Raw genomic sequence first — 22,579 nt, forward strand, 5'->3', positions numbered from 1 at the left:
CCTGATAACTTTTCAAAACTGGAAGTTTCTGCCTTAACATGGGCGATATTTGAAACAACAGGACCTTTCCCTGGTACGCTACAGGAAAGTTGGGGAAGGATTTATTCAGAGTGGTTTCCGTCTTCCAATTATCAGGTAACCGAAGGACCCGAAATCTTGTCGATCAAAACCAAAGATTTAACATCACCATCTGTGACGTGCGAAATTTGGATTCCAGTTTTAAAAAAATAACTTAAAAGGACCATAGGGACGGTTCTGGTGGTTTTTTTATCAAGGTTGATATTAGAGAGCCAAGAGAACCGATGTTTGGCTGGCTATCTACTGATTTAGCTTGTTATCCTGATACCCCAAACTTAAAAACAATGGTGCATCCTAGACCAGGTGGCATTCGACCTTTCATTGAACTTGAACCATTCGACCATCCTTTTATCGGTGGAATTCAGAGAGGGTATAACCATAGAACGGGTACAAGAGATTGCTGACAGCTTTGTATTAATAACGATAACTAAGAAAAAAGGCATTGAATCGAAATCAATGTTCTTTTTTACTAGATAGACTGAGCCAGTATACTTATATATGACTGGCCTTTACATTGTTTCCTAACCACTTTTTCAAACCATATTTGATACTTCGTAAACCTCTGAGAATAAGATAGAAAGGAATTTAACTTTGAAAAAATCGTAGCCTGGAATATAGACAATAGTTTGTGAAAGAATGTACTTAAACTAAAGGGGGCGTTTGATCTAAATAGGATTAATGCCTTCTCTCGTATTACTTTTTGAAAATTCTATAATTTGTTATGATGTACATTGTAAGTAAAGTAATTAGAGTATGTAGAGGGAGTGCTTAAAAATATGGAATACATAACACTTAATAATGGGTTGAAAATGCCAATTTTAGGTACAGGTACTAATACTTATGGCAAAGAAAATAACGAGTATAACGGTGCGTTAACAAATGAAATTCCAGAACTTGTTTCAGCACTTGAGTTGGGTTACCGTTCTATAGACGCAGCCATTATGTATCGAAACGAAGAACTTGTCGGAAGAGTTTTAGCAGAAAGCACTGTGCCTCGAGAAGAGTTATTCATTACGACAAAAGTTCCAGCCAACGAAGAATATACTTCTTCAAAGGAAGCTACTCGAGCAGCTATCGATAACAGTCTAAAAAACCTCCAAACAGACTATCTGGACCTGCTTCTTATTCACTTCCCTATCGAAGACAAAGTACAACTTAAAAACACGTGGGAAGTCTTTGAAGAATATTACGAAGCGGGCAAACTAAAAGCAATCGGTGTTTCAAACTTTGGAAAAAATCATCTAGATGAAATGAAAGAATTCGCTAAAGTAAAGCCAGCTGTTAATCAAATACAAGTTAACTTAAAAGAACCTAACAAAGAGCTCCTTGCCGTATTAAAAGACGAGGGTATTACACCTGTTGCATGGGGACCTATGAAAGCCGAAGCCTATCAAAAAAAAGTTTTGGATGAAATCGGTAAAGCCTATAAAAAGTCTGGTGCACAAGTCTTATTAAAATACCAAATCCAACGCGGTGTGATTGTTATTCCTAAATCTCACAATCGTGAAAATCAAGCATCTAATATAGATCTGTTCGATTTCGTATTATCTGCAGAAGATATAGAAAAAATTGAAAGCTTATAATTAGTTAGTCCTTCATCCTAGTGAATAATATCGCTAGGATTTTGTATTTTTCAAAACAATGAGATTGGAGTAGTACCGTTTTTTATTGAACTAAAGGGGCAGGGGCAGGATAGTTCAATAAAAATTCATTCTTTGTAAGCAAATGTGTACCAGTAATTGGTATTCATATCTTTGCTAACGATACAGCAATAAAATAACGAGCCTTAATGTGTTTTTCAACAAACGGGTTCTTTTGTAAAGGATGATGATCGCTGTGGCGGTCATTTTTTCTTGTTAGACTAACGGGAGGTTAGTTGAAGAAGTGAAAGCATTAATCCATAGGACCATTTTGTTAGTTTTCGTTTAAAAAATTAGTAAAAGAGGCTACAGGTATTAAAGATTAGTTATGGGTAATATAAAAATATCGTGTTACATCAAATGAGAGGATGTTAATAAGTGGAGAAAAAATTGTTAAACTTACTACTAGCAGTATGTATAGCCGCTTTTCCATTTTTATTCAAGGGACCAAAAATGAGAGAAAATCTTTTAATTTTTTTCTCAAAGGGTGTTATTGCTACTCTAGTTGATGCTTATGTTGTTGGAAAACAAAAACTTGAATATCCAGTTCGTCCTTTTCCGAAAATTTTTAAAACGAATATTATTTATGACATGCTATTTTTCCCAATTTTAAGTGTGATATGGGTGAAAATCTCGTATAATGATAATTTTGGTAAAATTTTATTAAAGAGTTTGATATTTAGTGTTCCAATGAGTGTTGGGCAATGGTTTATGGAAAAGAACACCGGTTTATTTAAATGGAAAAAATGGTCAGCTTTCCATACATTTGCCAGTGTTAATTTCACTTTGTTTATAATTAGAGGGTTTGTTGGGTTAATAAAAATTGTAGATAAGTTAAAAGGTAAGCAAGATATAACCGAATCTTAAAGGTTGATATTATAAAGAAAACGTATAAGTTAGAAGCAATTCTCTGGAGTGGTGCTTTTCCAGGCTTTGGTCAACTGTTAAATGGTCACCTTATTAAAGGAATTTTGTTTATCATTTTAGAATTCACTAATAATGTGAACAGTTTGTTTAACCAAGCTATCATGTTTAGTATTCTTAGGAAAATATTGAAGCTTCAGCAGTGGTGGATACCAATGGCTTATGTTTTATCCTTGTGTTTATATGTTTGCTATGAATGATGCCTATAAATTTGCGGAAGGGGAAATTCCTCGCTTATCATTTGTTCCATTTGCTTTTGGAGCGTATTTTATCACAATAGGTCTTATGTACTCACTAAACATCATTTTTGGTATATCATTTGGTCCAATTTGGCTTCCAATGTTGTCTTTGATTCCTGGATTAGGAGTTGGATTTATTATTCGTTATATTTTAATAAAAATTTCTTTTAAAGCTAATTTTAGTGGCAGACCTTCCTAGTATCCAAAGTACAAAGGGCGGGTCTTTTTGGAATTACTTATGGTTGCTATGGCAGCCCTTTTTTATTATGGAAGTAATATATGTGAAATAATGTACTTAAACTAACGAGTGCTTGAGCTCAAGAATGATCGCAACGGCGGTCTTTTTACTTTTTGTGCTAACGGTGCAGGTTAATTGAAGATGAACGAGGTAATAATTCCCCTCTAGTCGGCTTGACACCAAATTGTGCATTTATCTTTCTTTCTTGTCAATATATTTCCAACTATAGTACGTAATCCAAAAGACTATTAATAATAAAAAAGCGTAAAATCTTTTTTCGGCTGGAAGGATAATTATTAATGCAAACGCAGCAATAGCAAATGGTGGCATTAGTATCCAATATTTCTTATCGAACTTCATAGTCAACTCTCCCATATGGATTATTACCAATTAGTATATATTACCAGCCTAATCTAGTAAATCAAAAAACATCACGAATAGGTTTCCTTTTGACAAATAGGGCTATAATTAAGGGTCGGCTACTTCAAAAATGTCCCCTTTTATTGCGGTAACGGTGCGTTATTCTAAGAAGGATTAACGTCTCTTTTTGTTGAACTTTATTGAAGTAACGGTGCAGTTTAGTAGAACAAGTAAGAAGCTCATGTGAATATTTACTTCTATTGCGTATGCAATATAAAATAACATTTAGGCAACCCTAAACTTAAAAAAAGATGGGGTGAATGCCATGAAGAAAGTGACGTTAATGTTTGTTGTTGTATTTTTCTTTATTGTCGGAAATGCTTCTGCTTCTAATGGACCGAAGACAGAGAAGCCTCAAATTATACCAATAGGAAAGGAAGTAGAAGTAAAGGACCAAGCTACAAAGATGTTTATATATGATACAATGCAGGTATGGATGCGTCGCAGCTTAGACGATTTTTATCATAATAAATACCATGCAAACTCCATAAGTTGGAGAGGTCCCAAACCAGAAGGAATACGCATTTGGATACAACAGGTCGTTGCACCAAGCGAGTATGATGGAGTATATACCCATCTTATAAAAATCTCTTTACAGCGTGATGAATTGATTATTAATGATAAGAAAAAAATGAAAACAGAAGATACATTTACTTATGCGGTTAATGCACATTTACTTTCACTTTGCCCAGAATCAGGAAAATCGGAGAAAGAATTTAAAGTACTTCGCTTTCAACATAAAGTGCGACCTTAACTGGTTGCACTTTTTTAATAGTTATTGACAAAAGCATGTTTTGTTGAAATATCGGGGAGCTATTGGTAAAGAAGATGATCGCTGTGGCGGTCTTTTTTCTTCTTGAACGGGGCAGGTTTGTTGAATAAGGATACTTAAGATTTGTTGAGGATGTGTTGGGAAATGGAAGAGAGTTTTATCAACTGCTCATTTACTTTCGTTATTCGAAGGGAAGATTTAGACCTTGAGGAAATTACAAAAAATATAAAGATTAAAGCATCAAAAGAAAGAAAAGGGTGAACCAATCACTAAGGATAAAAAAATGAAGGATTGTTATTGAGGTTATCGAGTAATATTTTGCGACTATGGCGACTTAAATCAAATGTTTGAGAAATTCTACAAACCCTATGTCCTCGTAAAGACTTTATCCATAAAATCTATAAGGATTGTGATACTTTTATAATTTTTAGCTTTACATCTAATCTAGGACAATTGGTTTTTAATTTGCTTCTAGTTTTACTAAATTATCTTCTCCATTAAGATGTGGTATGTTTATTTTGCAGTAAATATTCAAGGGGGTAACCAATGAACAAAACAGACCGTTTGTTAGCCATCGTGCTGGAGCTACAACGGAAAGAAGTTGTACGGGCCGAAGATTTGGCGACCCTATTTGAAACTAGCGTGCGGACCATCTACCGCGACATCCAGGCGCTGAGTGAAGCGGGCGTGCCGATCATAGGAGCCCCTGGGACAGGATATTCCCTGATGAAAGGCTATTTCCTGCCGCCAATCAGTTTCACGGTACCAGAAGCCGTGAGCTTGCTGATTGGAACGGACTTTATCGAACAAAGATTTGATGATGATTATCGTATCAAGGCTCAAGCTGCCCGCGGAAAAATTGAGGCAATTCTACCGGAGAGCGTACGCAATGAAACATCTCGTGTACGCAAGGCTATGCGTTTGCTCATTTCTGATAAACAGGTTAAGCAGTCAAAAGAAAAAGAATATCTAGAAAAGATCCGTCGGGCGATATTAGACGAGAGAAAGATCAGCTTTCATTATGCAAAAAGACTTGCAGATTCCGACGGGAATCGCCATAGTTTTCGTACCGTTGCTCCCTATGGATTGGTGCTCGTTCAAGGATCATGGATGCTCGTTGCCCGGTGTGATCTGCGCCAAGACATTCGCCATTTCCGCTTGTCCCGAATGATGGAACTTATCGATCTGGGAGAACGATTCGAACTACCAACACATTTTAACTTAGGAGAGTATACCCCTCCGGATGATCGACACTTGCTAGTTCGCCTTTTATTTAACCATGATATCGCAGATAAGGTGAAAGATCGAACAATCATTACATAGAGGATATGGAAGAGCATCAAGATGGATTGCATGTGATCTTACGCGTTCGTCAACTCGAAGAATTGTTGCAATGGGTGCTTGGCTGGGGAGCTGCTGCGATTGTATTGGAGCCTGAATCATTACGAAATCGGATTCGTGAGGAAGCCCAAAAAATGTTTAAACGCTACTGACATACTGCTGTCAGTAGCGTCATTTTATAATAGGAGTAATTAAACATAAAGGGGTGAGAGATAAATGCTAAGTATGTCTTGCTTCAGTTTGTGCACACCGCCATTCAACGTCCACAGGAATTAATTCATTTCACTATGGATCAATTGAGCAACAGTCAGTAGAACCAAATGGTTCAGTTTCTGATTAAATCGGGCCTTTACGGAAACTTCACTGGTTCTGGTCCAAAATGATATGATACGATATTGTATCATTTATTATAGGAAGGATGGTATCTCGTGAATTTTGCTTCTGTACGCATCATTACCGACGACGTGGATCGTCTTGTCAAGTTCTATGAAAAAGTCATGGGTGTTTCGGCGGAACGCCCCGCGCCAGTCTTTGCCGAATTCATTGTTCCATCGTGCACCCTTGCGATCGGCCACTCGCAGACGGTGCCACTGTTTGGCGCTGGTTCCGCGGTGGCGGCCGATAATCACACTGTCATCATCGAGTTCCGCGTTCACAATGTCGATGGCGAATACGAGCGCTTGAAACCGTTTGTCGATGAGTGGGTAAAGGAACCGACCACTATGCCGTGGGGGAACCGTGCTGCGTTGTTCCGTGATCCCGACGGAAACCTCGTTAACCTCTTTGAGCCGGTGACCGAGGAAGCTATTAAACGGTTCAGCGGAAGGGGTTGAAAGACAGTTGAAGTGAGTGAGGCTTCAATTTTGTGAAGAATTACACTTAAAGTAACAGGTGCAATAATTGAATATAACCGGCACTGATCCAAGCAGGATTAGTGCCTTTTTTGTTGAAGTAAATAGAAGTAGAATATCGGCAGTTACATAAGAGAAACTTATTAGAATTCATAAAATAATCACAATTACCTTATAATGGGAATTCGGTTAGCATAGAAAGTAATAAAAGGTTCACTAATTAAAGGGGGTATTTTAATGGGGACAGATATAAGGTTTAGGGAGGCTACTGAAAAAGACTTAGATGCTATTGTTGCCATGCTTGCTGATGATGTTTTGGGAAGTAAACGTGAGCGGTATGAGCATCCACTTCCTACTAGTTACATAAAAGCATTTGAGGCCATTACAGCTGACCCCAATATCGAGTTAATAGTGGCTTGTGACGGCCAGGAAGTGATTGGGGTTCAACAAATTACTTTTACTCCATATTTAACACATCAAGGTGGGTGGAGAGCTACTATTGAAGGAGTGAGAACATCCACTTCTGTAAGAGGTAAGGGTGTAGGAACTAAACTCATAAAATGGGCCATTCAACGTGCAGAAGAACGTGGTTGTCATTTAGTACAATTAACAACGGATAAAAACAGACCAGATGCTTTACGGTTTTATGAAAGGTTAGGTTTTAAAGCAACACATGAAGGTTTAAAGCTGAAGTTATAATGATTTTTATTAAACTGTCGGGTGCGTTGATTTCATAAAGCAAGGAGGCGTTTATATATGAAAACTTTCAATGAAAATATAAGGACTTGTAACAAAGGGCATAAATATTATAAAAGTAGCGAATGTCCAACCTGTCCTATTTGTGAGCAGGAACACAAGCCTGAAAATGGATTTCTTTCATTGCTTTCGGCACCAGCAAGACGAGCATTGGAGAACAATGGTGTCACTTCTTTAGAGGAGTTATCTTCCTATAGTGAAAAAGAGATTTTGAAATTTCACGGTATGGGGCCAGCCTCTTTACCAAAACTTAGGTCTGCTTTGAAGGAAAAAGGGTTATCTTTTAAAAACTAATGTTCTATCATTTAAATAAGTAGTCATAGAATAAAAGAGTAATTACATTTTGGTTATCCATTGTTTTAACTTTGAAGGACGACACTTAACAGGGAGGAGAGTGGTTATATGCAAGTTGTAGCCAAAATGTTTTTAGAACAACTCGACATGCATTGCTATGAGAATGAGTGGTTTGCATCCATGGATCAGGCGCTTCAGGGAGTCACCGCAGCGGAGGCAGCATGGACAAGTTCGGGAAACAGCAATTCGGTTTGGCAGATTGTCAACCATTTGATATTTTGGAATGAAGACGTGATCCATCGAATGAAGGGCACAGAGAATCCGCATAAAGCAGAAAGCAACGAAGAAACCTTTGGAAATCCAGGGGATCCTGAAGACGAAATTGGTTGGTCCCAGACAGTGCAGCGCCTTCATGAAGTCATGAATAATTTAAAAACGGTCATTGCGGACCTTGATGATGAAAAGTTAACAGCTCCGTATGCAGCTAACAGTTACTCTATTGAGCGTTTACTTAGCAATATCATGATGCACGATACATATCATGTCGGCCAAATTGTTCTGTTACGAAAGTTGCAATCCGCTTGGAGTGGCGTTGATTGGTCTTAACGAAATGTTAATGCAGAACTTATATTAAAAAACACTGCGAACAGATAAATAAACCTGTTTGCAGTGCTTTTTTATTGTGCTAAACCAATTAAGTTTTCAGGAATGCTTAGGCTCTGGTATTATTCTGTGAAAGTTGGTCGAAGAAGGATTTACTATGATTGTAGGAGAATAGGTAAGGAATGGTAATGATCATTAGGAGGTACTTTAATGGATATATTTTATTATTTTTTTCCTAAAATTAGACCTTTCCTTGAAGTAACCAATACAGTTGCTTTAGTTTGGATTGTTGTTTTATTAAAGCAACTTGTTAAGTATTTGAATAATAAATAACTGGTCAAAGGCGACCTAACGTGAAGAATGTACTTCAAATAATGGGGACAAGAACTTAAGAAGGATCGTAGCGGTCCTTTTTTCTTATTGAAGTTGAACTACCGTTAAAATGAGAAAGGCTGTGGAGTTATTTGAGTGGTTATGAAGCCATGCTATTTGATTTAGATGATACCTTACTTAATAGGGATCATGCAGTAGATAACCTGTTTTTGATGATTTTAGAAGAGTGCTATGAAGATATTAAGCATTCAGCAAGAATTGAGATGCTAGAAAAGTTTAGAGTATTTGATAAAAGAAGCTATGGAAATGGTGATAAAACGAAAGTCTTGGAATCACTTTTTGATGAATTTCCACCCAAGTATAGATTGCCACACAATGACATTCAAGACTTTTGGAATAATCATTTTCCCCGTTGTTTTTCTATCAACCAAAATACTATCAATATCGTAAACTCTATAAAGAGGCAAGTGAAAGTAGGGATTATTACAAACGGCTCAACGCAGAGACAAAAAGCTAAAATACTTCAAACGGATTTAAATCACTCTTTTGATATAATCATTATTTCTGAAGAAGTGGGATTTAGTAAACCTGACAAACGCATATTCGAATTAGCATTAAATAAGATGAATGTGCAACCAGAGGCCGTATTATTCGTTGGAGATGACATAGAAAGAGACATTGCTGGTTGTCAAAATGCAAATATAAAAGGCATATGGTTCAATCCTCATATGAACAAGAATGATACCGAAATAAAACCATATGCCGAGATCCATTCTTTTGATAGTTTATTAAGATATATTACATAATGAGGGACCATGGGGACGGTTCTGGTGGTTTTTTTATAAAGGTGGTTATTATAAATCGGGAGAACCTTCCCCGTGGATTCCCCGTGGTTCCCTCGTGTTTTATTGCAAAATGAGAGGAATGGTCTAAATGACTGAAGAAATGTTTGTGCAAATAAGTGATTGTAAGCTATATGCAAAATTAGTTGGAGAAAATACTGGAAAACCAACAGTCATAATGGACGCTGGATATGGGGATTTTTCAAAGGCTTGGGATTCAGTAATTGAAGATATTTCAATACTCTCTAATATTCTAATTTATGATAGAGCAGGACTTGGAAAAAGTGAAAAAGGTTCTAATCCAAGAACTAGCCGTGAGATGGTAAAAGAATTGAAGGAACTTCTGATTAAAGCTAAGATTCAACCTCCTTACATATTAGTTGGTCATTCATTTGGCGGAGTTAATATGCGTATGTTTGCAACTGAGTATCCCAATGAAGTTTGTGGACTGATTTTAGTTGATTCTACTCCTGAAGATTACAGAGAAAGATTTCTCTCAACGATGTCACAAGAATTTCAACAAGCATACAACAAGCAATTCGTTTTGGAAGGCAATTATGATGAATTTATGGAAAGCCTAAAGCAGTTAAAAGAAACTAGACTTAAATTACATATCCCATTAATTGTTCTATCAGCGGGTAAGAAGGCTCATTATTCTATTGAATCACAAGAATTATGGAATGAAATGCAAAGAGAAATCCGTGAAATATCCTCTAATGGTGAATGGGTGATTGCTGAAAACAGTGCTCATTATATACAAAATGATGAACCAGAAGTGGTAGTCAGTGCGATAAAAAAGATGATTGACCTTATCTAAGAAAGTAACAGTATAAAAAGGGTGGGGTGGGAAATCAATGATTTTAGAAGCTGTAATGTTACAAGTTAAGCAAGGTATGGAAGGGGAATATGAGGTAGCATTTCGAGAAGCATCAAAAATTATATCATCAATGAAAGGCTACATATCTCACGAATTACAACGATGTATGGAAGTTAAGGGAAAATATTTATTGTTGGTGAAGTGGGAGACATTAGATGACCATACAGTAGGATTTAGACAATCGAAAGAGTATCAAGAATGGAAAAAGCAACTACATCATTTCTATGACCCGTTCCCGATAGTTGAACACTTTGAGAATGTTCTATTTTAATAGGTTATTTAAGTAACGGGTTCAAGAGCTTAAGATCCGAGCTGCCATTTCTGCGGCTTTTCTTATTGAAGTAACGGCGCAGGTTAGTTTAATAAAGAATTTCTAAAATATGATAATATCAAGTTAGATAAATGAAAGAGCAGGAGAGGAAAATATATGGAACAGTATGATAAATTCAGGATTTTAAAAGACTTGCCTGAAGAGGGAATTATCAAGGGGCAAACTGGATGTATATTAGAAGTTTGGGATGAAAATCATTTTGAAGTAGAAATATCTGACCCTAGTAATGGTTTCACCTTATTTTTGGGTGCATTATCTAGAGATGTACTTGAGGTGGTTAAATAACTAACGATGGCGTTGGTCCAACTAGGGTTAACGCTTTTTTTGTTGAACCTTATTAAAGTAACGGGGCAGGTTTGTTAAAGAAGATAGGAAGTTCCATTTTCTGTTATATAAGAGGTTTGAGAACAAATAAAGGTGGAATTCAAGCATGTCATGGTACTTAGACAACGTTTACGAAAGAAATGCAGAGTCCCCTTATACTTTCTATATACCAAGCAAACAAGTAATCGACATATTAAGTATAGGCGACATTGTTAAATTAAGATTTATGGGTGAGACAGAGAAAGATGGTCTTGCAGGTGAAAGAATGTGGGTTGAAATTACAGAAAGAATTGGTCAAAACTTCAAAGGTTTATTAACTAATGACCCTTATGACTTGAAAGATTTGAAAATAGGACAAGAAATTTTATTCAAGGTGGAAAACATTTGCGATACTGAATATCAAGACCCAAATTCATCTAAATGGGATTTTTATTTTGATACCTTAGTAACGGTTAGCGAGGATGTACTTGAAAAAAGAGAATTCAACTTTTTACTAAGGGATAATCCAAAAGGCGAAGACGATTCTGGGTGGTCAATTTTAAGCGGCTATGAAGATGTTGAGTTTCTATGTGACTCCGAAAACTTTCAAATTGTCTCTATTGGAGTTGTCTTGAATATCGACGATTCCATTTTGGAATTTATCCAAGAACCTCCTTTATGTGCATATGAAAGAAATGAGGAAGGCGAATTTTATAAGATTGATGATTATGATTGGGAAGGTTATTTAAACGGGTAATCCTTTCTCTTACCTAACTAATAGGCGAGGATAATAAAATACCATCCAAGAGTGCATCTCAAGGATGGTTTATTTTATCAGTTTGTCTAAACATTCTTTGGTAGGAAGTATTTTTCTTCCAGCTACCTTTTGTTTACTTATCACTCCCCAAGCTTTATCGCTTCTTCTTAATTTAATCATAACATTTGTGCCATCTGTCTGTTTGTATACCATATAACCAATAAACGAGTTATCATATTTTGGAGGTAGAGCTTCTTCTCCACTAACAATGAACAGATGTCTATTGCCCAGAGAAGTGCCAGAAAATAGAGATAATAGCGATTTAATATGGGTAGTTTCTCTACCCTCAATAATGATTGCCTTATGAAAATCATAATAATCATATTTTGTTACTTTCCCTGTTTCTTGTTTCTCTTGTAGATTTTTTAATTCGGGGAAACTTCCTTTTATATCGTCTAAAATCCTTTTGTTTAAATTACTCGAACATTCATCATTATTTAAAGAGTTGTTTGAGGCATATGTGACATTAAAATTCAAAAAAATGTTCATCAATATGAGTGTTAGTAATATTGAAAGTTTTTTAATCATTTCTAACTCCTTCCTTCTCTAATAGTCTCTCAAAATGGAAACAATGTTATAACAACAGATTGTTTGTTCATTAACCTAATGTTTACTAAAAGATTGTGAAAGAGTGTGATTAAACGAACTGGTACGTAACCACATCAAGAGTAAAGCTGTTCCTAATTGAAATAAATGGGGAAGGTTTCTTCAAGGTCTATTACACAATACCAAAAAAAGAAGGTTTATCAAATCAAAACAGATGGGAAGCAAAAGCAAAATCTTTATTAGTAAAAAACTTATTAGCAATGAAAAAGGTAAGCGGGATTGTAATGTTCGCTTACCTTTTACTATTACTGTTTTGCTGGAATAATTAGCTTTTGGCCAATATAAAGATATGCTGTTGGTTCTAGTTTATTAGCATCGACAATAGCTTGGGTGGTTACGCCGAATTTTTGAGCAATCTTCCAAAGCGTATCACCGGAAACAACTACATACGTGGTTATCGTAGGTGGTTCAGGCTGCGTCACACTCGGAATGATTAGCTTTTGGCCAATATAAAGGTAGGCAGTTGGTTCCAGTTTATTGGCATCGACAATAGCTTGGGTGGTTACGCCGAATTTTTGAGCAATCTTCCAAAGCGTATCACCAGAAACAACAACATAAGTGGTTACCGCTGGCAATGCGGGCTGCGCTACTCCCGGAATGATCAGCTTTTGGCCAATATAAAGATATGCAGTTGGATCCAGTTTATTGGCATCGACAATAGCTTGTGGAGTTACGCCGAATTTTTGAGCAATTTTCCAAAGCGTATCACCGGATACAACAGAATAAGTGGTTGCCGCTGGCTGTTCAGGTTGAGGTGCAGGCGCAGGGACTTTTAATTTTTGTCCTACATATAGATAACTGTTTGGATCAAGGTTGTTCAAGGTAACAATTTCAGAGCTGGTCGTGTTGAACTTGGATGCAATCTTCCAAAGGGTATCGCCACTAACGACTATATAATCAGTCGTTTCCTTTGCCGAAGACGGTTCAGTGACAAGTTCAACATCACTCACACTGATTGTTCCTGTGACCCCTTCTTTAACAAGAACGGTGTATTTTCCATTCTCTATCGCTTCCGACATAAGCGGGAAAGTGTCTCCTTTTATAGCAGTGTATCCTTGACCTGCAGGATCAACGCTCATTTTTGCGGTTTCGCTGATGACGCGTACTCTTTTTTCAGGCTGCATCGGTTTGATTTCGTACATGTTTTGCACTTTCACAGCGCTTGGAAACGTAATATAGCCGCTATTTGGGCCTTCTACCACATTGAGCTTGATAAAGTAGCTTCCGTTTGGTACTTTTCCGCCCATGATGTCTGAGCCATCCCATTCAAACGTGTGAGTACCCGCTGCAAATGTTTGTTCACTTACTACCAAAGCGGCGTGGGCTCCGGCGGCATTTGCGATATAAATGGATAATTTCGCAGGTACTGCCAGTGTAAATTGTCCAGTGACCTTATCGTTTATTCCATCTCCATCAGGAGTAAAGGATGGGGATTGGAAGGAAGCATCTGTAACAATTTCTTTTAATCTGGATACCGGAATATAATAATCGGCGTCTTTGATTGTAATCGTGCCGGATCGCCAGATTAACGGTGTTGTGGAAGGATAGTTATAGGCTGTTTCGATTGTTTTAAAAACAATCTCATAACTACCGTCCAATACAATCCTTCCTGTTTTATCTGTGCCATTCCAGCTTACAGTACGGCTTCCAGGAGATAGGATTTCCTTGCTGCCGGTGTATATTTCATCTCCGTTTATATTTCGGATTGTCAGCTGAACTTCAGCAGGACGGTTTAAGTTGAAAGGAATTTGGACCGATGTTGTTTGTGTTTGTCCGTATTTAGGTGAAAACACTGCTGGATTTGGAGAAACGCCATCAATCAATGGCTTGGGACTTGATTCAGAGACAACTGTGAGGTTCCCAAGCGGATATCCTTGTATTTGATTGTATTCCTGGTCCGTGAGATATCCCTTGATTTGGTATATACCTGCGGGAAGAGGTGCTTTTTTCGTATCATCCCATGGCACCCAATCCACTTTGTGTACGGTTTTATAGGCCGTAGTCGATAAATTAATTTTTGTTTGTACGTTATTCCCAACAATAAGAAGATACCCGCGCGTTGGCACGCTGGTTTGCAACTCAATTGTTGTGTAGCCAGGAACGCTGCTGCCTTGGTAGGCAACGGTAGAAGCAGAAAGTTTAAATGAAGTAACCTCAATTATTCTATACGCAGGCCGGTATCCGCCATATCCCATTCTGTAACCTTCGAAACCCATTCTAGCGGAACCGCCGTATCCCATCCCATAACCTCCGAAACCCATTCCGGGATAACCGCCGTATCCCATTCCGAATAATCTTTGCATGTTTCACTCCTCCTCGATTGTTCGTAATTAGTGTATGTGTCCATTTTGAAGAAGGCGTAGATACTTGCCTATATAGATAAATGGGACTTTTTAAATAGAGCTTAAAAAATAGATGAAGAAGCCTTAGATATGTCTTTGGTGGATTTATTGTTATTTTTGATTTATTGCAAACCAAAAGGATTGAAAAAGATAATAATTTTACAAATTAATTAAGTGGAAAATTTAGTTAGTATTAAGCCAAACGGGGGCAATTCTTCAAGAAAGAAAAATGCTCGTTTTTATGAATGAAAAAGTACAGTTAACAGGGCAATTAAAGTGATGATTAAAGGAAAGTCCGAAAGCCAATGCTTTCGGACTGTCAGACTTTTCCTTCAAGTATTTGCTTCCGGAGTTGGACGGCCGTCAGTAATTTATAACCTCTTAACTTAGGTATCATTTTTTCTAGCAGCGCAACCGCCTCATGCCTTTTCCCATCATAAACAGCTTGATCGACTTCCAGCATGTTTAAAAGAAACGCGTCATTTATCTTCTCTTTATATAGTTTGATTGAATTGGCGTCCTCTTCCTGAATAGCGATATCCGCCAACATGTACCACTTGGTCTTATGTACACTCATTTTCGCAAGGAGATCTTTTGCTTTTCCGTATTCTTTTCTTTCCCTTAAGAGCATCAATTCTGAGTGCTGTTTCGCTTTTTTCGAGCGGATATTCCCCAGCTCATGTTCTGCCGCCGACAGGTCCCCCTGAAGAAAATGGTACAGGAATTGCAATTGCGGCGCTTTTGATTTTTTTAGGTACGCCACCATTTTTTCAGGATCTTTTCCAAATACAAGCGGGTTTCGGATGAAAAAGAAAACAATCATGATCGCCAATACGCCAAACATAATCCAAATCGGAACCTGGAAAAATCCCATTACTAAAGCAAAAATAAAAACAAGCAACAAAAGCCAAATCATAGCCATCCTCCATCAACGGGTTTTATCCCTATTTTACCACATTGTTTTTTAGAACCGCCGAATTATAACCAAACGGTTCAGCTCTGTTAAAAAAAGGAATTTAAGTGAAATTGGTAGAATAAGTAAGTTTGGTGGTAAATCTTAACGTCTAAATATTAATAAGAAGAGAAGGTCTAAGGGAACTAACGAAGTAAAAATTTTAAACTAAAATAAGCGCGGGGGGTTAAAAAATATGAAACAATTGGGGACGCTATACTTTTTTTGTGGAAAAATGGGAGCTGGAAAATCAACTAAATCAGAACAATTGGCTATTGATAAACATGCGGTACTGTTATCTGAGGATGAATGGCTTTCATCTCTTTATCCCAATCAGATTGCATCATTTGAGGACTATCTAAAATTCTCAGCGCAGCTCAAACCGTTGGTGAAAAAACATGTCCAAAACATATTAAGTGTGGGTACAGATGTAGTGATGGATTTTCCAGCTAACACTCAAAAACTGCGAAAGTGGTTTTTGGATATGGCGTCAGAGGTCAATGCAAGCCATCAACTAATTTTCCTTAATCTAAATAACGAGCAATGCTTACGTCAAATTGCACAAAGGCGTAACGAACAACCTGAAAGAGCAGCTTTTGACACGGAAGCGGTGTTTATTCATGTTACTAAATTTTTTGAAGCACCAGAGGAATCTGAGGGTTTAAATATTTTAGAGTTTAGCGCAAAAGAATAACAAGGATTTCAATGATTCGTGTGTATAGAGTACATCTTGTTCTGGGAGGTGCTCTATATGATATAAATTGAAATGTGAGTAAGAAAAGTTTCAATGTATATATATGAAAAAAGTTGGTGAACAGTTTGGAAAATGATTTTGTCCTTTTGAATATATGTTCTACTCCTGAATGGAAACATATTTTCAGTTCGATTCTTAACTATTGCGACCAGTTTGAAGTTGTATTCCCCGATGGCGAATTTGATACAGAAAATCCCTTAATGGGGTGAAAGTTCGAATTTGAAAAGGTAGAAGGGACTTTTGTTAAACCCTGGGATGGAATGGAAAACAGTATAAGTATTTTGGGAGAGATGACCAGTCTTTCAAGGAGGATATTTTACAAATTAGAGGAACCTTCTTTTGAAGGGCTTATACCCGAACTGTGGTGTTTCAAGTTATTTAAAAATGGAACCTTATTTCTATCTGTTGAGGATTTCTCTGTTTGCCTTCTGGGAAAAAATCAGGAAGTGATTTCGTTATTAGTAAAAAAAGGTATAAGCATTGAAATTTTTGATTGATAATAGCAAGTTTAAACGGAGTTGCGAGTTGAACTACCGGGGGCTTTGGCCAAGGATGGATCGCTGCGGCGGTCTTTTTCTTTTTGTGCTAACGGAGCAGGTTAGTGGAAGAAGGAATTACGAGGTAATACATCGAATAAAGGAAAAAAGCAACCTGCGATTGAGGAGAATGTGAATGAACGTGAAGAAAATAATTTTGTATTGCTTTATTTTTCTACTAATTATGAATGTTGGTTGTTCCAAGAATGAACTTCATAATGCAAAAGCTGATTTAAATACAAAGGAAAGGTCTCAAATATTTTATTTTGGTGAAGGTAAAGAGTGGTTTGGAACCGTTACAATATCTAAAGTAAAGACATCTTATTTCGAATCCTTGTATATTCAGCATATTATTGAACGTTCTACAACCGGTAAGGAACAACAAGCATCGAAAAATGTAGGCAAAATAGAGTATGTATTAAATCTTGGCAATCATAATTCAACTCGGAGTAGTTATCCTCAAGCCTTACAAGGTATTGGTAGCTTTCACGTAGCAACTGAAATTAATGCAGAAACATTTGATTTGAAACCATCTGATGAAATTACTTTAGAGATAAAGTGGGCAGATAAGAAAGAAACTATACAACTTAAGAAACAAGAATGATTTTTCTTCTTCAACTACCGGATGCTTGAGCAAAAGATGGGGACGATGTCACGATTCATTATTAAAAATACAATTTTTCAAAAAATTCATGATAAAATAACAATAAATGGAGGGGATATTTTTGAAAACGTTTGAGGAAAAATTAAAAAGCTATGCAGAATTGGTTGTAAAAGTGGGATTAAACGTTCAACCGAACCAAATCCTTTATGTAAGAGCTAGTGTGGATACGATTCCATTTGCTAGAGCTGTCGCTCACGAGGCTTATAATGCAGGTGCAAAAAATGTGTATGTGGACTATAGTGATCCTGAAATCACACGCTCACGCTATTTGAGAGCATCAGATGATGTTTTTACAGAGTTTCCTGAATGGGAGCGAATTCAACGTGAGAAGTTGATTGATAAGGATGCGGCCTTTTTATTTATCGTTTCCGACGATCCGGATTTATTGTCCAAAGCTGATCCAAATCGTATTGCGAATTACCAAAAAGTAAGCGGAGAAGCCATGGTAAAATGGCGAGAGCAGCATGATGATGTTAGTTGGGTCATCTGCGCATCTCCAAGTCAAGCGTGGGCAAATAAGGTTTTTCCAGGAGAAACAAATAGCTTGGACAAACTTTGGGATGCAATCTTCAGTTCAGTACGTATAGGGGATGTTGAACCTGTACAGGCATGGAAAAATCATATTGAAAACTTGCTTCAAAAGGGTACTTATTTGAATGAAAAGAAATATAAGAAGTTACATTACAAAGCTGAAGGCACAGATCTAACGATTGAGCTTCATCCCCTACATCTATGGAAAAGTGGTGGAAGCCAAAATCGACATGGTGTTCAATTTGTTGCGAATATGCCAACTGAGGAAGTATTCACTTCGCCATTACGTTCAGGTGTGAATGGTTTCGTTTCGAGTAAAAAACCACTTAGCTATGCAGGTAATTTAATTGATGAGTTCAAATTAACTTTTAAAAATGGTCGAATTGTTGAAATTACAGCTAAAAAGGGAGAAGAAGTATTAAAGAACCTAGTAGAAACAGATGAAGGCTCCCATTATCTTGGTGAAATAGCCCTGGTTCCACATGATTCTCCTATTTCTAACACAAACGTACTGTTCCTAAATACATTATTTGATGAAAATGCTGCAAACCATTTAGCATTAGGATTCGGTTTCCCTAACTGTATTGAAGCTGGAGAGAAAATGACGAAGGAGCAGCGTGAGGAAGTAGAACTTAATTCGAGCATAACTCATGTTGATTTCATGATTGGTTGTGCGGATATGGATATTGATGGTGAATTACCTGATGGTACACGAGAGCCAATCTTCCGTAAAGGGAATTGGGCTTTCTAATTGATTTTGTTGGAAACCCCTTATTCGTTAGTGCATAAGGGGTTTCCGGATTGTAGGGTCGATTTTTTACTTACAGGCGGGTTAAAAGAACCCTTATCAATAGGATGTGAGGTTTATGATAAGTTTTGGGGAATTAGTGTATCCAGCATTCGTACAACAGGAAGATGAAGGAGGAATGTTTGGTGTTTACTTCCCGACTCTTTTTCCGGAAGCTGGGTGGGATTATCCGTTATCACGAGGAAAAACAAGAAGTAGAGCACTAAAAAATGCAGAAAAAGATTTAGCTTTCTCTTTGGCAGGAATCTTATATGACAATGAAAAACTTCCTGAACCGATCCCTATCCAAAGCAATAAACTTTCTCAAGGGATGGAATTAATTGATGTGGAGACTTCATTTGACCAGTATGCTGAAGAAATACTGGAACATTTAAAAGGTCGCCATTGGCATATTGGCTATTACATCGAAGAAAAAGTTGAATACATAGAAGCTATTGGATTCAAAAATGACAAAGGAATGTGGGACATTTTTTTTGAGGATGACTCAGAGGAAGAGGGCCACCCGGAGGAAACTTTACTTTTTACCGTAAGACTACATTCTGAAGCCGAGGAGAAATTCAAGCAATTTGTTGAGGATGTTATTCTAAAGCGTCGAGGAGATTAAAGAAGATTGAATCATAGTTGAACAACGAGTGCGTTGATCGAAGAAGGATTAACGCTTATTTTATGAATTAACGCTTATTTTTGCGGAAATTCCCCAACAACAGTCGGTTTAGTGAGAGAATTTTACCGCATCCAATATTAAACAATTGGGCCATTTATCTGAATAACACTTTAAAGAAAATTGGATAGGGATGTTAGAGTTTTGAGAGATTGTGAAGTTTTGTACTTAAAGTAACGGGGGAAGTTAGTTGAAGAAGGAAAATATTGGGGAGTGGTAGAATTAGTTATTTAATGAATATGCTGGTAAAAATTCAATGGAAGAAGGCTGCTACATAATGACTTATCCTACTTGTGTTGTATGTTAACTGCCTAAAAAAATTAATAGTTATATATATGATGTATTTGAAAATATGTACTGGATTTGTTTCCATTATGAGCTTGAACACGGTTTGTAGACTATGTTTCGAATCAAAATAAAAGGCTGTTTTGCAAACATTGTTGTTTTTCATCTCTTTTTTTAAAAAATGTAAGTCTTATTACGATTAAGGGGTTTTGATTTTGAAGGAGTTTCAACAATTCTTAATTGAACTTAGCTTTGGTTTAGTTCTATTACTCAGTCTTTTTTACGTTCCTCGTTTATTTCATAGCAATTGGTTTCAAGAAGGAACGAAAAGTCATTCCTATGCGTTAGGGATTGCTTTATTGGGTACCTACTTGATACGATATCTATTTAAATTAATGAATAAACGACCAAAGAAGTAATAACCAGTACGAGGAATAATGTACTTAAAGTAACAGGGGCATTACTGAAAGAACGGTAATGCCTTTTCTAATTGAAGTAACGAAGCAGTTTGGCTTAATAAGCAATTCAAATGGTTACCAAAGATATTAAAAGGACGTGCCTTTACTTGTAAGTCCTTGTTTCAAAAAAATAAAATTACTTACTTAATTGCCATAAGTACATATTATCCTTGCTTCCAATTCTTTTCATATTTAATTTTTCTAAGACTTTAATTGAGGAAATATTATCAATCAAACATTCTGCAACTATTTTTTTAACATTACCTGATGAAAATGCCCACTTTAAAATTTCATTTACTGCTTCTGTTGCAAATCCCTTGTTTTGTGCTGCAGGTACAATTCCATATCCTACCTCAACAATATTTTCTGAGTCAGGCTTGCCTTTAAACCCGATATCACCAATGATTGTATTATCATCTTTATTTATAACAAGCCATACACCCCATCCTAAAAGGGAAGGTTCGTCCGTTAATTTCTTCAAGTAATTATTTATATGGCTACCCATTTTAAATTCTTTGGTTGCATACATAGATAATGATTCATCAGTGCAAGGGACAATTTTTAGTCTTTGAGTTTGAAGTTCCATATTTTTCTCCTTGTTTACTTAATTTTTATCACTTCTGTATACAAAACTATGTTCGCCAATCATATTCATTTCTCCTGCTTATTGAACAAACGGAGCAGTTTAGTTTAATAAGAATCGACTTTTATAATAAAAAATAAATTATAATTAGGATAACGTTTACGGATAGTAGGTGATGGTTTCTAATGCTTGATGGTGTAGGTCCAACGTTATTAGCCTATTCAGACTTGTTTCTTGTTCAGTGTCCTAAATGTAGGAGTTGTGCTAGAATTTTTACTCCAAATAAAGCAAAAGGTAAAGATAATCCTAGATATTTGGGACATGAATCAAAACGGTTGTTATGTGTCAAATGTGGCTACACCAAAGATATTCATCCGAAACAAAGATGGGATAATCATTGGGCTTTTAGCCACGAATTATATGATGTGAAACAAGGAGTGGATTGGTACTTTGGCTTGCCATTGTATCTTCAAACTCAATGTTGCGGACATAAACTTTGGTTCTTTAATTATGAACATCTTTTCGATATAGAAAATTATATTAAAGAACGAGTGAGACCTTCTGGCTTATATTATTTAAGTGCTGAAAGTAGACTACCAAAGTGGATGAAACTTTCGAAATATAGAGGAGATGTCCTTAAAGCAATAACAAAATTAAAATGTCATTAATGGAGGTCTCATGATCACCAACGGGTGCAAGAGTTAAAGAATGGGATGGCTGGCTGCGGCGATCCTTTTTCTTGTGGTACCAACGTGCAGGTTACTTTGAGAAGGGGAATTTTTCCTCAAAGCGAATATACAATACATTCAATCAAAATTTAGGGAGTAAATTAAATGTTTGAATCAGTAGATTGGCGAATATTTATTAATGCATTATCAAAAGAAATGGCACAAAAAGTAATAAACAGACTTTCAGAAGTAATTGGAGAAATTGAGATATTAAAATTAGAACAATACTGGAAAGATAAATCGCAATATGAACTTGAATGTAAAACAAAATTAATAATTCAAGAGCCAGAAAAGGCAGTGTTTTATGTACTTCAATTAGTAAGTCAACTTGGAGGAGAAATTAATGTGATTGGTCCGAATCCTCACGGAAGTAATAATGTAGTATTCGAAGGTGTATGTTCATCCCCTACATTAGTTGGGTTAAGTTGGTTTTATTTTTATATTGATAATTATGGTTCTTTGTTCGACTAACAGGTGCGATTCTTTACTAACGAAGGATCGCCTTTTTCCTTATTGAAGTAACGGAGCAGTCTAGTACAAGAAGGATTCCAAATTCGAGCTGCCGAATTGTATAGTTAAACTTTGATACAAGGGTGAGTTAAATGGATAAATACAACCGATTATTCGACCTGAATAGATATAAAGATGAAGCTGATGTTTGTTTTCCAATTAATGGGGATTTAGAGGATAATGCATACTACTTGGCCGAATCACTATGTTCAAGAATCATATATCTCGGAAAGGCATATGAGTTACACTATCTCCAACTGATTGATATTTATAGTGATATAAAATTAAATAAAACCCAAGTTTACTCACTAATTGAAGAATTGTTTTTTATACAATCTGTTGTAAAAGATACGTTAATTGACCACTTTGTTTCCTCCATAGTTGAACTCTTAGAGAAGATAACTCGTAGTCAAAACGAGGATACTTTATGGATTATGGGGAATTAATTTGCTTCTTTCTTATTCAACAAACGAAGCAGGATAGTGAAAATAAGAATCAAATC

At 36.5% G+C, this 22,579-nt stretch carries 28 protein-coding genes and 2 pseudogenes; 25 read left to right on the forward strand and 5 right to left on the reverse strand.

The window, feature by feature from the left end:
• The 5 genes and pseudogenes from ABES03_RS15860 to ABES03_RS15880 form a co-directional block, all read left to right on the forward strand.
• A partial coding sequence (locus ABES03_RS15860; RefSeq protein ID WP_430118400.1) for a GyrI-like domain-containing protein occupies positions 1-231 on the forward strand: 231 nt, incomplete at its 5' end.
• A gap of 65 nt (positions 232-296) precedes the next feature.
• A pseudogene (locus ABES03_RS15865) lies at positions 297-555 on the forward strand (DUF2199 domain-containing protein); the annotation flags it as partial.
• A 299-nt stretch (positions 556-854) separates the two neighbouring features.
• A complete protein-coding gene (locus ABES03_RS15870; protein ID WP_430118402.1) occupies positions 855-1,661 on the forward strand; it encodes an aldo/keto reductase in 807 nt (268 codons plus the stop codon).
• 435 nt (positions 1,662-2,096) lie between these two features.
• On the forward strand, positions 2,097-2,585 hold the full coding sequence (locus ABES03_RS15875) for a CBO0543 family protein (protein WP_430118404.1): 489 nt from the start codon (positions 2,097-2,099) through the stop codon (positions 2,583-2,585).
• Positions 2,586-2,804: 219 nt separating this feature from the next.
• Positions 2,805-3,080 carry a hypothetical protein gene (locus tag ABES03_RS15880; protein ID WP_430118406.1) on the forward strand — a complete coding sequence of 92 codons (276 nt, stop codon included), beginning with the start codon at positions 2,805-2,807 and terminating at the stop codon, positions 3,078-3,080.
• A 231-nt stretch (positions 3,081-3,311) separates the two neighbouring features.
• Here the strand turns inward: ABES03_RS15880 and ABES03_RS15885 are convergent, their stop codons facing one another.
• The gene (locus tag ABES03_RS15885) at positions 3,312-3,479 is read right to left on the reverse strand and encodes a hypothetical protein (protein WP_430118408.1); all 168 of its coding nucleotides are present in this window, start codon (positions 3,477-3,479) and stop codon (positions 3,312-3,314) included.
• Between the two features lie 325 nt (positions 3,480-3,804).
• On the opposite strand from ABES03_RS15885, the gene ABES03_RS15890 reads away from it, so the two are divergent.
• The 12 genes and pseudogenes from ABES03_RS15890 to ABES03_RS15945 all read left to right on the forward strand — a co-directional run bounded on the left by ABES03_RS15890 (position 3,805) and on the right by ABES03_RS15945 (position 11,599).
• Positions 3,805-4,293 carry a hypothetical protein gene (locus tag ABES03_RS15890; protein WP_430118410.1) on the forward strand — a complete coding sequence of 163 codons (489 nt, stop codon included), beginning with the start codon at positions 3,805-3,807 and terminating at the stop codon, positions 4,291-4,293.
• A gap of 564 nt (positions 4,294-4,857) precedes the next feature.
• Positions 4,858-5,804: pseudogene (locus ABES03_RS15895) on the forward strand (helix-turn-helix transcriptional regulator).
• Positions 5,805-6,080: 276 nt separating this feature from the next.
• Entirely contained in the window at positions 6,081-6,485 is a 405-nt protein-coding gene (locus ABES03_RS15900; protein ID WP_430118412.1) for a VOC family protein, read from the forward strand.
• A gap of 255 nt (positions 6,486-6,740) precedes the next feature.
• A complete protein-coding gene (locus tag ABES03_RS15905; RefSeq protein WP_430118414.1) occupies positions 6,741-7,202 on the forward strand; it encodes an N-acetyltransferase family protein in 462 nt (153 codons plus the stop codon).
• Positions 7,203-7,259: 57 nt separating this feature from the next.
• Positions 7,260-7,553: an RNA polymerase alpha subunit C-terminal domain-containing protein gene (locus tag ABES03_RS15910; protein ID WP_430118416.1), complete on the forward strand. Its 294-nt coding sequence runs from the start codon at positions 7,260-7,262 to the stop codon at positions 7,551-7,553.
• Between the two features lie 108 nt (positions 7,554-7,661).
• Positions 7,662-8,159 carry a DinB family protein gene (locus ABES03_RS15915; RefSeq protein WP_430118418.1) on the forward strand — a complete coding sequence of 166 codons (498 nt, stop codon included), beginning with the start codon at positions 7,662-7,664 and terminating at the stop codon, positions 8,157-8,159.
• 207 nt (positions 8,160-8,366) lie between these two features.
• Positions 8,367-8,489 (forward strand): hypothetical protein, encoded by a 123-nt coding sequence (locus ABES03_RS15920; RefSeq protein WP_430118420.1) that lies wholly within the window; start codon positions 8,367-8,369, stop codon positions 8,487-8,489.
• Positions 8,490-8,638: 149 nt separating this feature from the next.
• The gene (locus ABES03_RS15925; protein ID WP_430118733.1) at positions 8,639-9,295 is read left to right on the forward strand and encodes an HAD family hydrolase; all 657 of its coding nucleotides are present in this window, start codon (positions 8,639-8,641) and stop codon (positions 9,293-9,295) included.
• Positions 9,296-9,422: 127 nt separating this feature from the next.
• On the forward strand, positions 9,423-10,148 hold the full coding sequence (locus ABES03_RS15930) for an alpha/beta fold hydrolase (RefSeq protein WP_430118422.1): 726 nt from the start codon (positions 9,423-9,425) through the stop codon (positions 10,146-10,148).
• Positions 10,149-10,185: 37 nt separating this feature from the next.
• Entirely contained in the window at positions 10,186-10,479 is a 294-nt protein-coding gene (locus ABES03_RS15935; RefSeq protein ID WP_335544106.1) for an antibiotic biosynthesis monooxygenase family protein, read from the forward strand.
• 156 nt (positions 10,480-10,635) lie between these two features.
• Positions 10,636-10,824 carry a DUF4926 domain-containing protein gene (locus tag ABES03_RS15940; protein ID WP_430118424.1) on the forward strand — a complete coding sequence of 63 codons (189 nt, stop codon included), beginning with the start codon at positions 10,636-10,638 and terminating at the stop codon, positions 10,822-10,824.
• Between the two features lie 145 nt (positions 10,825-10,969).
• Entirely contained in the window at positions 10,970-11,599 is a 630-nt protein-coding gene (locus tag ABES03_RS15945; protein WP_430118426.1) for an immunity protein Imm33 domain-containing protein, read from the forward strand.
• Positions 11,600-11,668: 69 nt separating this feature from the next.
• On the opposite strand, the gene ABES03_RS15950 is transcribed toward ABES03_RS15945, so the two are convergent.
• From ABES03_RS15950 to ABES03_RS15960, 3 genes are all read right to left on the reverse strand, one after another.
• A complete protein-coding gene (locus tag ABES03_RS15950; protein ID WP_430118428.1) occupies positions 11,669-12,187 on the reverse strand; it encodes a hypothetical protein in 519 nt (172 codons plus the stop codon).
• Between the two features lie 323 nt (positions 12,188-12,510).
• The gene (locus tag ABES03_RS15955) at positions 12,511-14,568 is read right to left on the reverse strand and encodes a LysM peptidoglycan-binding domain-containing protein (RefSeq protein ID WP_430118430.1); all 2,058 of its coding nucleotides are present in this window, start codon (positions 14,566-14,568) and stop codon (positions 12,511-12,513) included.
• 358 nt (positions 14,569-14,926) lie between these two features.
• On the reverse strand, positions 14,927-15,523 hold the full coding sequence (locus ABES03_RS15960) for a hypothetical protein (RefSeq protein WP_430118432.1): 597 nt from the start codon (positions 15,521-15,523) through the stop codon (positions 14,927-14,929).
• A gap of 232 nt (positions 15,524-15,755) precedes the next feature.
• On the opposite strand from ABES03_RS15960, the gene ABES03_RS15965 reads away from it, so the two are divergent.
• The 5 genes from ABES03_RS15965 (at position 15,756) to ABES03_RS15985 (ending at position 20,217) form a co-directional block, all read left to right on the forward strand.
• The gene (locus tag ABES03_RS15965; protein WP_430118434.1) at positions 15,756-16,253 is read left to right on the forward strand and encodes an AAA family ATPase; all 498 of its coding nucleotides are present in this window, start codon (positions 15,756-15,758) and stop codon (positions 16,251-16,253) included.
• Positions 16,254-16,985: 732 nt separating this feature from the next.
• Positions 16,986-17,453 carry a hypothetical protein gene (locus tag ABES03_RS15970; protein WP_430118436.1) on the forward strand — a complete coding sequence of 156 codons (468 nt, stop codon included), beginning with the start codon at positions 16,986-16,988 and terminating at the stop codon, positions 17,451-17,453.
• Between the two features lie 121 nt (positions 17,454-17,574).
• On the forward strand, positions 17,575-18,795 hold the full coding sequence (locus ABES03_RS15975; RefSeq protein ID WP_430118438.1) for an aminopeptidase: 1,221 nt from the start codon (positions 17,575-17,577) through the stop codon (positions 18,793-18,795).
• Positions 18,796-18,910: 115 nt separating this feature from the next.
• Positions 18,911-19,456 carry a type II toxin-antitoxin system HicB family antitoxin gene (locus ABES03_RS15980; protein WP_430118440.1) on the forward strand — a complete coding sequence of 182 codons (546 nt, stop codon included), beginning with the start codon at positions 18,911-18,913 and terminating at the stop codon, positions 19,454-19,456.
• 557 nt (positions 19,457-20,013) lie between these two features.
• A complete protein-coding gene (locus tag ABES03_RS15985) occupies positions 20,014-20,217 on the forward strand; it encodes a hypothetical protein (RefSeq protein WP_430118442.1) in 204 nt (67 codons plus the stop codon).
• A gap of 175 nt (positions 20,218-20,392) precedes the next feature.
• Here ABES03_RS15985 and ABES03_RS15990 read toward each other — a convergent pair whose 3' ends face one another.
• On the reverse strand, positions 20,393-20,842 hold the full coding sequence (locus tag ABES03_RS15990; RefSeq protein WP_430118444.1) for a GNAT family N-acetyltransferase: 450 nt from the start codon (positions 20,840-20,842) through the stop codon (positions 20,393-20,395).
• 182 nt (positions 20,843-21,024) lie between these two features.
• Here ABES03_RS15990 and ABES03_RS15995 point away from each other — a divergent pair, with 182 nt between their 5' ends.
• From ABES03_RS15995 to ABES03_RS16005, 3 genes are all read left to right on the forward strand, one after another.
• Positions 21,025-21,507: a hypothetical protein gene (locus tag ABES03_RS15995; RefSeq protein ID WP_430118446.1), complete on the forward strand. Its 483-nt coding sequence runs from the start codon at positions 21,025-21,027 to the stop codon at positions 21,505-21,507.
• Positions 21,508-21,672: 165 nt separating this feature from the next.
• Complete coding sequence (locus tag ABES03_RS16000) at positions 21,673-22,038, forward strand: hypothetical protein (protein ID WP_430118448.1); 366 nt, start codon at positions 21,673-21,675, stop codon at positions 22,036-22,038.
• Between the two features lie 131 nt (positions 22,039-22,169).
• On the forward strand, positions 22,170-22,523 hold the full coding sequence (locus tag ABES03_RS16005; RefSeq protein ID WP_430118449.1) for a hypothetical protein: 354 nt from the start codon (positions 22,170-22,172) through the stop codon (positions 22,521-22,523).
• Positions 22,524-22,579: the final 56 nt, after the last annotated feature.

The sequence above is a fragment of the Neobacillus rhizosphaerae genome (assembly GCF_050477885.1).
GTDB lineage: Bacteria > Bacillota > Bacilli > Bacillales > Cytobacillaceae > Neobacillus > Neobacillus rhizosphaerae_A.